This is a genomic window from Bacillus sp. FJAT-27986 (assembly GCF_001685035.1).
Lineage (GTDB): Bacteria > Bacillota > Bacilli > Bacillales > Pradoshiaceae > Pradoshia.
This window is the reverse complement of the sequence record NZ_MAYV01000019.1, coordinates 103,911-117,890: the sequence shown is the minus strand read 5'-3', so window position 1 is coordinate 117,890 and position 13,980 is coordinate 103,911. Positions and strand designations below refer to the sequence as shown.

Sequence of the window (13,980 nt, the reverse complement as noted above, 5' to 3'; positions counted from 1 at the left end):
GGCAGAGCAATGATTAAAAACGAAGGTCGCATTTTTCATAAAGATATTATCAATGAATATATAGATCAGCAGAAAAACAAATATATAAATATAAGCCACCAAATTCATGAAAATCCAGAAATAGGGAATGAAGAATTCTTTGCATCTGAAACACTGACCAAGGTATTAATCGATGCTGGCTTTGAGGTAACAAATGATATTGCTGGCCATAAAACTGGATTTTTAGCGAGGAAATCATCCTCAAAGCCGGGGCCTACGATAGCTTTTCTTGCCGAGTATGATGCGCTTCCTGGCCTTGGCCATGCATGCGGCCATAATATCATTGGCATCACCAGCGTAGCGGCTGGAATTTCGCTTGGTTTAGTACTCGAGGAAATAGGGGGAACGGTACTTGTTTACGGTACCCCGGCAGAAGAAGGGGGTCAAAATGGAAGTGCGAAGGGCAGTTATGTAAAGCATCAATTGTTTGACGGTGTGGATGCAGCTATTATCATTCATCCTTCTGGTCAAACGAGAACAACTCAGCCTTTCTTGGCTGTTAATCCCCTTGACTTTCATTTTTATGGGAAACCGGCGCATGCTGCGGCAGCACCAGAGGAAGGGATTAATGCACTTGATGCGGTCATCCAGTTATTTAATGGGATTGGCGCATTGAGACAGCAGCTGCCGACAGATATAAGGGTTCATGGCATTATTCCAAATGGAGGAGATGCACCTAATATCATTCCTGATTATGCCTCTGCAAGATTCTATATTAGAGCTTCAACTTGGAAAAGTTGTGAGGAAATATCGGAAAGGATTATTCAGATTGCCAAAGGTGCGGCGTTGGCAACCGGAGCCGATGTAAAAATAGAAAGATTTCAAAATGAAGTTCATGATTTCGTTCTGAACACGGCTCTTGATGAGGTACTTCGAGAAGAACTGGCAGCTCTAGGTGAGGAGGTTGTACAGGGTACGCGGAATGCATCCGGTTCAACAGATGCAGGAAATGTAAGCCATGTTGTTCCGACAGCGCATCCTTATATCAAAATTGGTCCGAATGATCTAATCGCCCACACAAAAGAATTTAGAGAGTGTGCTATATCAGAACTTGGAGACCAAGCCGTCATTACTGGTGCAAAAGCCTTGGCCAATACAGGTTATCGCCTTCTGACAAATCAGTCGTTACTGCAGAGGATTAAGGATGAATTCCTTAAAGCTAAAACAAGTGATATTTAAACAAGCCTAAATATCGACTTGCGGCAATATAAATTGAGTATCCACTGCCCTGTTCTTCTTTTAGTATTTTTAACTCATAAAGAAATTAAGTACCACATAATTCTAAATAAGGTAAAATTAGTGTATGTGTATTTCTAATTACCAATCGTGAGAAACAGGGGAGTGGATCATGGATGGCGATACTCATTACAGGTGGTGCTGGTTATATAGGCAGCCATGCGGCGGTTGAATTCTTAAAAGCGGGTTATGATATTGTGGTGCTGGATAATTTCTCTAATAGTCATGTGGAAGCAATTGAAAGAGTGAAAGAGTTAGCTGGTAGGAAATTTCCTTTCTATAATATAGATTTAGTAGATAAGGAAGCTATTGACCAATTGTTTGCAAAATATGATTTTGATTCAGTTGTCCATTTTGCCGGTTTAAAAGCAGTTGGTGAGTCCATTTCAATGCCTCTGAGATATTATGAAAATAATGTGACGGGTACCATCAGACTATGTGAAGTTATGGCGAAGCATCAGGTGAAGAAGCTGGTATTCAGTTCCTCTGCCACTGTATATGGTATGCCGGATCGGGTACCGATTGATGAGTCCTTTCCATTATCAGCAACCAATCCATATGGACGTTCAAAATTAATGATAGAGGAAATTCTGTGTGACTTGCATGTTTCCGATCCAGCATGGAGTATCGCTTTGCTGAGGTACTTCAACCCTATAGGAGCTCATGAATCAGGAAGAATCGGTGAGAATCCAAGTGGTATTCCCAATAATTTAATGCCATATATCACACAGGTTGCCATTGGAAAAAGAGATAAATTATCCGTTTTTGGCAGCGATTATGAAACTCATGATGGTACGGGTGTCCGCGACTATATCCATGTAGTCGATTTAGTGAAGGGCCATTTGAAGGCATTGGAATATCTGCAGGGTAGATCCGGAGTAGAAGCATTTAACCTTGGAACAGGAAACGGATACAGTGTCCTGGACCTGGTGGATGCGTTCGCGAGTGTTAGCGGAAGGAAAATCCCTTACGAATTAGTGGAACGGAGGCCCGGTGATGTGGCTGTTAGTTACGCTGATTCCGTAAAGGCCGCAAAGGTACTGGTCTGGAAAGCAGAAAAGAGTCTGAAGGATATGTGCGCTGATTCCTGGAAATGGCAAAGGCAAAATCCGAATGGTTATGAACAGACAATTATAAATTCTTAGTGGAGAATTGGATGATGGAGTCGATGATTAAGCCGATTCCATCTTTCTTACATATTGGATAAACGGATAGCATCAAAGTTGCTATCAGCCATCTATTGAAATAACCTATTTAATAGAAGAGAGAGGGGGAAGCCACCTGAAAATCGCCTGTGTACAAATGGATATCGAGTATGGAAAGCCAATTGAAAATTTTAAGCATGTAACAGAGTCTATAACTGAGGCGGCCGAGAATGGTGCGGATTGTATTGTGCTGCCTGAAATGTGGAATACAGGCTATGCACTGCAACAGCTGGGGGAACTTGCTGACCTTGATGGGAAGGAAACGATTAAGCTGCTTTCTTCTTTGGCATTAAAGTACAATGTCAATATTGTTGGCGGCTCTGTATCTGTGAAAACCTCAAAAGGGTATTTTAATAGAATGTATGTATTCAATCGCTTTGGAGAGGTCATATCTGAGTATGATAAAGTTCATCTCTTTAACGTAATGGATGAACATCAATATCTTATAGCGGGACAAAAAGAGAATTTATTTAAGATAGATGAAAATGTGAGCGGGGGCCTGATTTGCTATGATATCCGCTTTCCCGAATGGGTAAGAAAACATGCTTTGGCGGGAGCAAAGCTTATATTCGTAGTGGCAGAATGGCCGGAAGCAAGAGTGGATCATTGGGTAACGCTCTTGAAGGCGCGAGCCATAGAAAACCAGCTATTTATTATAGCTGTCAATCGAGTCGGAAAAGATCCTAATAACACATTCGGCGGGTTTTCCATGGTTATCAATCCATGGGGCGATACAATTGCAATTGGTTCTACAGCAGAATCTATCCTTTATGCTGACTTAAACATACAGGAAGTCGATCAGGTACGAACTCGCATCTCCGTTTTTGAGGACCGAAGAGAGGATTTATATAATAGAAAAAAGTAAGCTTCAGACATACAATAAAAAGGAGACTCTTAAAAAAGAGCCTCCTTTGTTTATTATTTAGTTAAGGAATCTAGTACCAAATCGATTGTTTTAGCATTGGCCGTTTTAGCATTGGTTGTCCAGTTGCTGGAATCTTCAAATGTATAAACATTTCCTTTTTGGACAGCCGGAATGGATCTATAAATAGAGCTGTTTTCCAATGTTTCCATTCCTGGTTCGCCGCTCGCTGCAGCAATAAAGAGGTGGTCTGCATCCAAATCCGCTAATGCCTCAAGTGAAGTGCCCTGCCATGTTGCCTGTGCTTCACCAAGTTTACTAATATAAGTTGGCATCTTAATTCCTAAATCATTATAGAGTACATTTGAAGCGTAACGATCACCCTCGAAAACAAAGTACTGACCGCCTGTTACCCAAATCAGAGCGGCAGACTCATCTCCGATTTTCTCTTTAACTGCTGTTTTAGCTTCCGCAGCTTTATCCTCATAGTCTTGAATTGCTTTTTTTGCCTGATCTTCTTTACCGAACAACTCGCCCATTTTTGTCAGTAAAGTTCTCCAGTCAGCAGCATCTTCTTCCTTAAATACATAGGTTGGAGCTACTTTTTTGTATTCCTCATACTGGCCTTCCTGAATAGCAGCTTCAGATTCGAACATAATTAAGTCTGGTTCCGCTTCGATCACATCTTCTATCGGCATATCCCATGAAATCAAAGGAACATCCTTAAGTTCATCCTGTAAATAATTATGAACAGTTGTACCGATTGACCATTGAGCAGCAGGTTTAATGCCCAAAGTGACTAAATAATCCTCTAAATTTGGTGCCAGTATTCTTTTAGGGTCTTTAGGGAAGCTCATTTCACCGATTGCATCTGTAACCTTCTTGTCAGACTGCTCCTTGTTAGAAGTATCATTGTCATCATTTGAGCCACAGGCTGCAAGCAATAATACTGCACACAGCATGAATACCAGAAGACGTGTGTATTTATTATTTATTACCATTGCTATATCCTCCTTTAGTATGTAAAATAAATTCGTTACTATTAATGATAATCATTCTCATTTGAAGGGTCAAAGGAAATTCATACCTATTCATTTTAAGGTAACACTAGAAAGGTGGATTCCTTTGGACTACATATTATAATTTTGAAGGACTGAACGTACGTGCAGAAGAACGAGGATAGAAATATTCCATCTCGCAGGGAACGGATTGGCATTGTTCTCCCGCTGTCTTTTTTACTACTACTAGTTATTTTTATTACTTCATTAATAATTGGAACAAAAATGATAGACCTTTCAACAGTATGGGAGGCTTTGCTCCATAGAAATCCTGATAATGTGACACATCAGATTATTTGGGAAATCAGATTGCCGCGGGCACTGATGGCAGGCCTTGTTGGGGCATACTTAGCCATTTCTGGTGCTGTTATGCAGGCATTGACTAGAAATCCACTTGCTGAACCATCTCTTTTGGGAGTATCCAATGGGGCTGCATTTGCTTTAGTTTTATCATTAACGGTTTTCTCTGGATTATCCATAATGGGTTCTATTAGTGCATCCATGATTGGAGCAGGATTGGCTGTCCTATTGGTATTTTCTTTATCTGCCTTATCCAGAGGAGGGGTAACACCAGTTAAATTGGCTTTGGCGGGTATGGCAACTGGGATGTTTTTAAGTTCTTTGACAACCAGCATGGCTTTATATTTTGATGTCACGAAAAATATTAGCTTCTGGTATGCAGGTGAATTGGCGAATAGTCATTGGGTTGAGGTAAAAATAATTACAGCGGTTGGCTTAATAGGATTGCCTATTTTACTTAGTATTGCACATTCGCTTACGTTATTATCGCTTGGTACGGATGTAACGAAGGGGCTTGGGGTTAACATCAAGCTAGTCCGAGCTTTAGGAATTATCGTTATTTTATTACTGACTGGCAGCTCGGTTGCGGTCTCTGGGACGATTGGTTTTATCGGTCTTGTCATTCCTCATATAACCAGGATGTTGATTGGAACGGACTATAGAAAGTTACTGCCTCTCGCAGCTGTTCTCGGAAGTGCCTTGTTATTGTTGGCCGATGTTGCCTCAAGAGTGATTAATCCCCCATATGAAACTCCGGTTGGTGTTATGACAGCACTTATTGGAGTTCCTTTCTTCCTGTACCTTGTTCGCAGTGAAGGGAGGCAATTGTTTTGAAGAAGATTGCTAATTTGCCAAGAGTATGGATTGCTTTGTTCATACTAATTATTACGGTCAGTTTAATCAGTCTGAATATAGGAAAGGTCAGTATTTCACCAGCAGAGGTGTGGCAGACGATTGTGGGAAATGGAACAGCTAAGCAGGAGCTTGTTTTATTTGAGATCCGGTTGCCGGCTATCTTACTGGCTATTTTGGTAGGAGCAGGAATGGCTATATCGGGAGCAGTATTGCAAACAGTTGCTCAGAATGAATTAGCGGAGCCTGGGATATTAGGGATTAATGCAGGTGCTGGTCTTGCTGTATTAATTTATATTACTGTATTTCAATCTACGCTTGGCAGTCAGAGCCAGATAGGTACATTTATTATGCCTTTCTTTGCATTTGCCGGAGCCATGCTTACAGCCGTATTGATATTGGCATTATCATGGAAGAAAGGGCTGCACACGATTCGCCTTCTTTTAGTTGGAATCGGTATTAATGCTGGATTTTCAGCTGTCTTAACTGCCATGCAGCTCAGATTGAATCCGCATGATTTCATGAAAGCGATAGTTTGGTTATCCGGAGATCTTTGGGCTACACAGTGGAAATATGTGTGGGCCTTGCTGCCGTGGTTTTTAATCTTAATTCCATTTATTTTATATAAATCACACACACTAAATGTATTAAATCTTGGGAGTCTTGTATCGTCAGGACTGGGAATTCGTACAGAAAAAGAGCGCTTAGTTTTAATTGGTGCCGCAGTTGCATTGGCTGGGTTAGGTGTGACAGTTGGCGGGGGGATTGCTTTTCTTGGACTAATAGCACCCCATATTGCAAGGAAGCTTGTTGGTCCTAAACATGGGGCATTTTTACCAGCTTCAGCTATGATTGGAGCCCTTATTTTGCTGTTGGCAGATATGCTGGGTAAAAATATGTTCCGTGTCGATATTCCTTCAGGGGTAATCGTCTCTATTATCAGTGCTCCATATTTTATTTATCTCTTAATGAAATCAAAGTAGAGGAGGGGTAAACCTTTTGGAATTGTCAGCTCGGAATTTAAAAATAGGCTACGACGGAAATGTAATTGTTCCTTCACTGAATTTAGATATAAAAAAAGGAGCGATTACAGCCATTATTGGTCCAAATGGCTGTGGAAAATCGACTATTTTGAAGACAATGGCAAGATTACATCCAGCTATGTATGGATCAGTTATTTTAGATGGAAAAGATATTAAGAATACACCTACAAAGGAGATTGCCAGAAAAATGGCTATCCTGCCCCAGTCACCGGAAGCTCCTGCCGGTCTTTCTGTAACCGACTTGGTCTCTTATGGAAGAACCCCATATCAGGGTGGTTTCTCACGCTTAAATGAACATGACAGAGAAATGGTCGATTGGTCGATTCGTGTTACCGGATTAAGTGATTTTAAAGATCATGCAGTGGACTCCTTATCCGGCGGGCAACGTCAGCGTGCGTGGATTGCAATGGCAATTGCCCAGGAGACGGGGTTATTGTTACTGGATGAGCCAACCACGTATTTGGATATGGCACATCAGTTGGAGGTTCTTGAGCTTTTAAAAAAACTGAATCAAGAGGATGGCCGAACCATTGTGATGGTAATCCATGATTTGAATCATGCTAGCCGGTTTGCAGATGAATTGGTTGCCATTAAAAAGGGGCAGTTGATTTTACAGGGGAGTTCTAATGAAGTTATGAGTGCGGAAGTATTAAAAGAAGTGTTCCAGATTGATGCTTCTATTGTAGAGGATCCCAGAACCGGTAAACCGGCAATCATATCGTATGATTTAGTGAAATGATGAAAAATATGAGGGGCTATGAGTGATGGAACACTGCAGTAAACAGTGTTTCATTACTCATAAGCCCCCTGTTTATATAAATTCTGGATGCTACTCTAGCTTAAGCTTTTTAATCTTCTGAGTCAGGCTTGGTCCACACAGAAACACTGCCGCCATTTACAGGGAATGTTGCCCAGCCTTCCTCGTCAATCTCAATCTTATCTGGTCGGTTGCCTGTACAATCAGTCCATATTTCCCTGGCTCGTTCAGCTCCTACACACATTCTTTTTTCGCCTTCGTCACCGTTTGAAATAACAACAGCGCAGCCAGAGTTCTCCTTTTCTTCGGTTCCTAATCTTACCCACCCAATAGTATTTGGATGGTCAAAGTAATCGACCTGTTCTCCATAGGCTTTATGGACCCGAGCATAAAGAAGTGGATCAATCAGTTTGTTTTTACGCCCAACTGGGTTTTCGCCGCCAACGCCATAATAATCCCCGTAAAAAACACACGGGTAACCGTCATGGCGAAGTAAGATGAGTGCATAAGCAGACGGTTTAAACCAATCTTCGATCCATGATTCCAGAGATTCTTCCGGCTGTGAGTCATGGTTGTCTACAAAGGTTACCGCATTTAATGGATTAGATTCTACTAGAGTATTATGAAAAATGGTTGTAAGGTCAAAATCTCGTCCCATTTGAGAAGCTTGATGTAATTTATAGTGGAGAGGCACATCAAATAAATCAAGTGTATGATTAACTTTTTCTAAATACTCCTGGCAAGCCTGTAAATCGGGATTCCAGTACTCTCCCACCATATAAAAGTCATCACCGTGAGCCTCTCTCATTTCAATGGCAAATTCTTTAATAAAGGTATAATCAATATGCTTAATGGCATCTAAGCGATATCCCTCACATTTAATGGTTTCAGCGAGCCATCTGCCCCAATTTTTCATTTCATTTCGTACATCTGGATGGCGATAATCAATATTGGCAAACATTAAATAGTCATAGTTTCCAAACTCTTTATCAACATGTTCATTCCAGCCTTTATTTTCACCGAGAAATTTAAATACACCTGTGCGAATGGTTCCTTCATCATAATCAGTCCCATTGAAATGCTCCATATTCCACTTGAAATCAGAATATGTATTGCCGCGCCCGGGAAACGTGAACTTCGTCCAGCCATCTATATCGAATGGGTCCGAAATCTCCTTTGTACGGTCGTTCTGATCAACCTCTACAACTTTAAATCTTTCTGTTTCATCCGCACCTGCTTTATGGTTCATAACGATGTCTGCATACACACAAATATCATTTTCTTTGCATGCCTCAACTGCTTCTATCAACTCATCCTTCGTACCATATTTCGTGCGTACAGAACCATTTTGATCAAATTCCCCTAGATCATATAAGTCATATATACCATAACCTGTATCTTCAGGTGTTTGTCCTTTCGTTGGGGGTGGGATCCAAACAGAATCTATTCCGCAGTTTTTTAATACTGGCGCTAATTCCTTCAACCGTTTCCAATGAGTACCATCAGGTAAAATATGCCACTCAAAAAATTGCATCATTGTATGGTTATGCCCCATTTGTACCACCTCGCATCTCTCTATTAGCAGCTTCAACTAATAAAACAATATTTACCTATTTACCCGCTAAGCATACCTTTAGAAACATGAAATGAAAATATAATTAATAAATCGTATTTATTGCGAGAAAATGCGTCTCTTAAGATGGGAAAACAAATAGTCAAAATGAATAAGAATCAACATTCACATGGTGAATAAGAACGTTGGTGAATAAAATTATAATGCGGGAAAATCAACGATTATAAAGGCTTGATGAGGAAGTGCTACATTTTGCTCTTTTACCGAAACAACTAATTTTTTAGGATAAAAATATTTCAACAGGTAGGATGGAATATTTGTGATAAAATGTAGGAAATGTAAGCGGATAAATATATATCTGTGCAGATCAGGATGGTGAGGGAATGGAAACAATCGCTGAAAAGCATGTAAATCTGTATAAAGAGAGTCAGCGAGATAAAGGGCGCCTGCTAATTAGCTGTCCGGACAAAAAAGGAATTGTGGCAGCAGTATCTGATGTCTTGTTTAAACAAGGCGCTAACATCCTGGAATCAAATCAATATTCAACAGACAGTAATGGCGGTACGTTTTTTATGAGGATTGAATTCGAATGTCCTGATCTGGCTGACAACGAGAAGAAACTAAAAGAGGAATTTCTTTCAATAGCGAATAAGTTTAAGATGAAGTGGGATATAATCTTTAACTATCACATAAAGAAAACGGCTATATTTGTTTCAAAGGAGCTTCATTGTTTAAGAGAGCTGCTATGGGAGTGGCAATCAGGGGATTTAATGACAGAGATTCCGATCGTAATCAGTAACCATCTGGCTGCTAAAGAGCTGGTAGAATCGCTGCACATCCCTTTTTACTATATACCTGTGTCGAAGGAAACAAAGGAAGATGCGGAGTTAAGGCAGAAGGAGCTGCTCGATAAACATCAAATCGATCTAATCGTGTTAGCGCGCTATATGCAAATTCTTTCGCCAAGCTTTGTTGAAATGTATGAGAATAAAATCATTAATATTCATCACTCCTTTTTGCCAGCGTTTATGGGAGCACGACCGTATGAAAGAGCGTTTGCACGTGGGGTTAAATTAATTGGAGCAACTAGTCATTATGTAACAGATGATTTAGATGAAGGGCCCATCATTGAACAGGATATTATGCGGGTTAATCATCAGGATAATATTCAGCAATTGAAGAAAATAGGACAATCCATTGAAAGAAATGTGCTCAGCAAAGCTGTGAAATGGCACTTACAGGACAGGATTATTGTTCAGGGGAATAAGACAATTGTTTTTTAGGTCAATGAAATAAAAGAGTGAAAATTAGTGGAAAACTAGGGGACCAAAATGGAAGCAGATAAAAAAAGTAAAGTGATAGAAGCTGCTAAACTTTATTATTTACTGGATTATACACAGAATGAAATTGCAAAAAAACTTGGTGTTTCAAGGCCTACGGTGTCACGTATGCTGCAAACGGCTAAAAGAGAAGGGATTGTCCAAATTAAAATAGATGATATGGAAGAAAATTTGGAGAATCTTGAGGTTAAACTTGAAGAAAAATATAAGTTAAAAAAGGCAGTAGTAACACCTGTACCACAATATGAGGATCACACTATCAAAACTTCTATCGGATTAAAGGCTGCAGAATATCTTGATACAATTGTTAAGGATGATGACATTATAGGAGTGACATGGGGAACGACTCTCTATCATGTGGCAGTGGAGTTGAAGAAAAAGGCAGTAAATAATGTGAAGATTGTGCAGCTTAAAGGTGGAATCAGCCACTCCGAGACGCATACCTATGTATCAGAAATTCTATATTTATTCGGGAAGGCTTTCCGTACTACTCCATTGCATTTACCTTTACCGGCGATTGTCGACCAGGTAGTTGTTAAACAAGCAATGATGGCAGACAGACATATTAAAGGAATTATTGAAACTGGAAAAGAAGCTAATATTGCATTATTCACATGTGGGCCGGTTAAACCAGAATCTCTGCTCTTTAAGCTTGGTTATTTTACGGAAGAAGACTTGGAGATGCTTTATTCTAAGGCTGTGGGTGATATTTGTTCACGCTTTTTCGATTCAAAGGGAAATATATGTAACAACTCATTGAACGAACGTACTTTGGGAATTGACCTTGAAGAGCTGAAAGAAAAAGAATATTCGATATTGGTTGCCGGCGGCACTCAAAAGGTAGATTCCATTCACGCGGCTCTAAGGGGACAATTCGCCAATGTATTAATCACCGATCAATATACGGCAAGGTTTATTTTGGATAAATAAATATATCAGCTATATATGAATATGGTTCTAACCTCCTGTTTATCCTAATAGGAGGTTTTTGGTGTTAAAAAATGGATAAAAGGGTCAATAAGGATACACCCACAAAATGTTTTACATTTGTTCATACTTTAATGTTACTTTTGTTCAATTAATATGGTATAGTTAGTTTTGTAAGTGCTACCAATATTTTCACTTACATGGTTATTCTAAGTAATGGTGGCTATTTTACGATAATTCAAAAATGAGGTGTAAAATCATGAGAATGGTTGACGTTATTGAAAAGAAACGTAACGGTCATGAGTTGAATAAAAATGAAATCCAGTTTGTTATTGAAGGATTTACGAATGGAAGTATACCCGATTATCAAATGTCAGCATTTGCTATGGCGATTTATTTTCAAGGTATGACTCAGGAAGAAAGAGTTAACCTAACTGAGTTAATGGTTGAATCAGGAGATCAAATTGATCTATCACAAATAAATGGTGTAAAAGTAGACAAGCATAGCACTGGTGGTGTTGGTGATACAACTACACTTGTGTTGGCACCTTTAGTAGCAGCACTTGGAGTACCGGTTGCGAAAATGTCCGGACGTGGTCTGGGTCATACAGGCGGAACCATTGATAAGCTGGAAGCTGTTCCAGGATTTCATGTAGAAATTTCAAATGAGGATTTTATTAATCTTGTAAATAAAAATAAAATCGCTGTTATTGGACAAAGCGGTGACTTAACACCAGCTGATAAAAAGCTATACGCATTACGTGATGTAACAGCAACAGTAGATTCTATTCCTCTAATTGCAAGCTCCATCATGAGCAAGAAAATTGCAGCTGGAGCAGATGCTATTGTCCTGGATGTTAAAACAGGCGATGGGGCATTCATGAAAAACCTTGATGATGCAAAAGAATTAGCAAGAGCAATGGTTGATATCGGGAATGGAGTTGGCAGAAATACAAAAGCTATCATTTCAGATATGAGCCAACCACTTGGATTTGCAGTAGGTAATGCATTGGAAATCAAAGAAGCGATCGACACATTAGTAGGTAAAGGTCCGGCTGATTTACATGAATTATGCTTAACGTTGGGAAGCCATATGGTCATACTAGCTGGTAAAGCTGAAACAACTGAAGAGGCACGTGGCATGCTTGAGGAAGTTATGCATAATGGAAAAGCGCTTGAAGTATTCAAAACATTCCTTGCCTCACAGGGCGGAGATGCATCTGTGATAGATGATCCATCCAAACTTCCAACGGCTAAATACCTTATTGAAGTCCCTGCAAAGACTTCTGGATATGTTTCTGGTATTCAGGCAGAGGAAATTGGTGTTGCAGCTATGATGCTTGGAGCAGGCCGTGCTACGAAAGAATCTGTAATTGACTTGGCTGTTGGAATTGTTTTGAATAAAAAAGTTGGCGATGAAGTTGCGGAAGGCGAATCACTTGTAACTGTACATTCCAACTCAGAAGAAATTGCTAATGTATTAGAAAAAATTTATGGAGCATACAACATCAGTACTGAAAAAGTACAGGCTCCAACATTAATTTACACAGAAATTCATTAATATAAGCTTTTTGGAAGGCAGGAATTAAGACATGACTACAAAATTAACATCTTTAATCGACCATACGTTATTAAAAGCGGATGCTAGAGAAGAACAAGTAACGACAATTGTTGAAGAGGCAAAGGAATATAAATTTGCATCTGTATGTGTGAATCCAACATGGGTAAAAAAATGTGCAGAAATGCTAAAAGATACACCCGAAGTAAAAGTATGTACAGTAATTGGTTTCCCTCTTGGAGCGAATACTCCTGAAGTAAAAGCATTTGAAACTACTAATGCAATCGAAAATGGTGCAGACGAAGTCGATATGGTAATCAATATCGGTGCTATGAAGGATGGCCGTTATGATGAGGTTGAGGCTGATATTAAAGCAGTAGTTGATGCAGCAAAAGGTAAAGCATTAGTAAAAGTTATCATCGAAACATGCCTATTAACAAAAGAAGAAATTGAGAAAGCATGTCAGTTGGCTGTTTCTGCTGGTACAGACTTTGTTAAAACATCAACTGGATTCTCTACAGGCGGCGCAACAGTGGAAGACATCGCTCTAATGAGAAAAACAGTTGGAGCAGAAATCGGTGTTAAAGCTTCCGGCGGCGTTAGAAGTCTTGAGGATGCTAAAGCGATGACAGAAGCTGGTGCTACACGTATTGGTGCAAGCTCTGGAGTCTCTATTGCAAAAGGCGAAACAGCAAACTCAGACTATTAATTAATTGAAGAAGTATGTGGGAGGTTCCCTAATGGATAAAAACAGTTTAATTCAAGAAGCAATCGAAGCACGTAAACAGGCATATACACCTTATTCTAAATTTAAGGTGGGAGCAGCTGTCTTAACTACAAGTGGACATGTTTTCCGTGGATGTAATATCGAAAATGCGTCATACGGCCTGACAAATTGCGCTGAACGCACAGCCATATTTAAAGCTGTTTCAGAAGGTGAACCAAAAGTAGAGGCAATTGCTATTGTTGCTGATACGGAAGGTCCGGTTTCACCATGTGGAGCTTGCCGACAAGTAATAGCTGAGTTTAGTGATAACAATACAAAAGTCTATCTATCCAACTTGAAGGGTGATCTGTTGGAAACTTCAATTGCAGAATTACTGCCAGGATTTTTTAAATCGACGGACATGGGGAAATAAAGTGAAACTAATGCCTCGGTGGGGTCCCGCCGAGCAATAGTTGAACAGGATAATTTAAGTCATTAACCAAGAGCAGTTTTCGGCTCCAATC

13 protein-coding genes are annotated in these 13,980 nt (G+C 39.8%); 11 read left to right on the top strand and 2 right to left on the bottom strand.

What is annotated here, in order from left to right:
* Positions 1-9 precede the first annotated feature (9 nt).
* The 3 genes from A8L44_RS17615 (at position 10) to A8L44_RS17605 (ending at position 3,345) form a co-directional block, all read left to right on the top strand.
* Positions 10-1,218 (top strand): M20 family metallopeptidase, encoded by a 1,209-nt coding sequence (locus tag A8L44_RS17615; RefSeq protein WP_066109570.1) that lies wholly within the window; start codon positions 10-12, stop codon positions 1,216-1,218.
* 173 nt (positions 1,219-1,391) lie between these two features.
* Positions 1,392-2,420 carry a UDP-glucose 4-epimerase GalE gene (galE, locus tag A8L44_RS17610; protein WP_066109569.1) on the top strand — a complete coding sequence of 343 codons (1,029 nt, stop codon included), beginning with the start codon at positions 1,392-1,394 and terminating at the stop codon, positions 2,418-2,420.
* A 136-nt stretch (positions 2,421-2,556) separates the two neighbouring features.
* The gene (locus A8L44_RS17605) at positions 2,557-3,345 is read left to right on the top strand and encodes a carbon-nitrogen family hydrolase (RefSeq protein ID WP_066109566.1); all 789 of its coding nucleotides are present in this window, start codon (positions 2,557-2,559) and stop codon (positions 3,343-3,345) included.
* 53 nt (positions 3,346-3,398) lie between these two features.
* On the opposite strand, the gene A8L44_RS17600 is transcribed toward A8L44_RS17605, so the two are convergent.
* Positions 3,399-4,343, bottom strand: coding sequence for an ABC transporter substrate-binding protein (locus A8L44_RS17600; RefSeq protein WP_066109564.1), 945 nt, complete (start codon positions 4,341-4,343; stop codon positions 3,399-3,401).
* A gap of 162 nt (positions 4,344-4,505) precedes the next feature.
* Here A8L44_RS17600 and A8L44_RS17595 point away from each other — a divergent pair, with 162 nt between their 5' ends.
* The 3 genes from A8L44_RS17595 to A8L44_RS17585 are packed head-to-tail and all read left to right on the top strand — an operon-like array spanning position 4,506 to position 7,334.
* Entirely contained in the window at positions 4,506-5,534 is a 1,029-nt protein-coding gene (locus A8L44_RS17595) for a FecCD family ABC transporter permease (RefSeq protein WP_066109560.1), read from the top strand.
* Entirely contained in the window at positions 5,531-6,535 is a 1,005-nt protein-coding gene (locus tag A8L44_RS17590; RefSeq protein WP_066109556.1) for a FecCD family ABC transporter permease, read from the top strand. Before A8L44_RS17595 ends, A8L44_RS17590 begins: the two co-directional genes overlap by 4 nt.
* Positions 6,536-6,551: 16 nt before the next feature.
* Positions 6,552-7,334 (top strand): ABC transporter ATP-binding protein, encoded by a 783-nt coding sequence (locus A8L44_RS17585; protein ID WP_066109549.1) that lies wholly within the window; start codon positions 6,552-6,554, stop codon positions 7,332-7,334.
* 109 nt (positions 7,335-7,443) lie between these two features.
* Here A8L44_RS17585 and A8L44_RS17580 read toward each other — a convergent pair whose 3' ends face one another.
* Positions 7,444-8,907 carry an alpha-amylase gene (locus A8L44_RS17580; RefSeq protein WP_066109546.1) on the bottom strand — a complete coding sequence of 488 codons (1,464 nt, stop codon included), beginning with the start codon at positions 8,905-8,907 and terminating at the stop codon, positions 7,444-7,446.
* Positions 8,908-9,308: 401 nt separating this feature from the next.
* Here A8L44_RS17580 and purU point away from each other — a divergent pair, with 401 nt between their 5' ends.
* The 5 genes from purU to A8L44_RS17555 all read left to right on the top strand — a co-directional run bounded on the left by purU (position 9,309) and on the right by A8L44_RS17555 (position 13,889).
* Positions 9,309-10,208: a formyltetrahydrofolate deformylase gene (gene purU / locus A8L44_RS17575; RefSeq protein WP_066109543.1), complete on the top strand. Its 900-nt coding sequence runs from the start codon at positions 9,309-9,311 to the stop codon at positions 10,206-10,208.
* A gap of 48 nt (positions 10,209-10,256) precedes the next feature.
* Positions 10,257-11,195, top strand: coding sequence for a sugar-binding transcriptional regulator (locus A8L44_RS17570; protein WP_066109542.1), 939 nt, complete (start codon positions 10,257-10,259; stop codon positions 11,193-11,195).
* Positions 11,196-11,451: 256 nt separating this feature from the next.
* Entirely contained in the window at positions 11,452-12,753 is a 1,302-nt protein-coding gene (locus tag A8L44_RS17565; protein WP_066109539.1) for a pyrimidine-nucleoside phosphorylase, read from the top strand.
* 31 nt (positions 12,754-12,784) lie between these two features.
* On the top strand, positions 12,785-13,459 hold the full coding sequence (gene deoC, locus A8L44_RS17560) for a deoxyribose-phosphate aldolase (protein WP_066109538.1): 675 nt from the start codon (positions 12,785-12,787) through the stop codon (positions 13,457-13,459).
* Positions 13,460-13,490: 31 nt separating this feature from the next.
* Positions 13,491-13,889, top strand: coding sequence for a cytidine deaminase (locus tag A8L44_RS17555; RefSeq protein WP_066109535.1), 399 nt, complete (start codon positions 13,491-13,493; stop codon positions 13,887-13,889).
* Positions 13,890-13,980 lie beyond the last annotated feature (91 nt).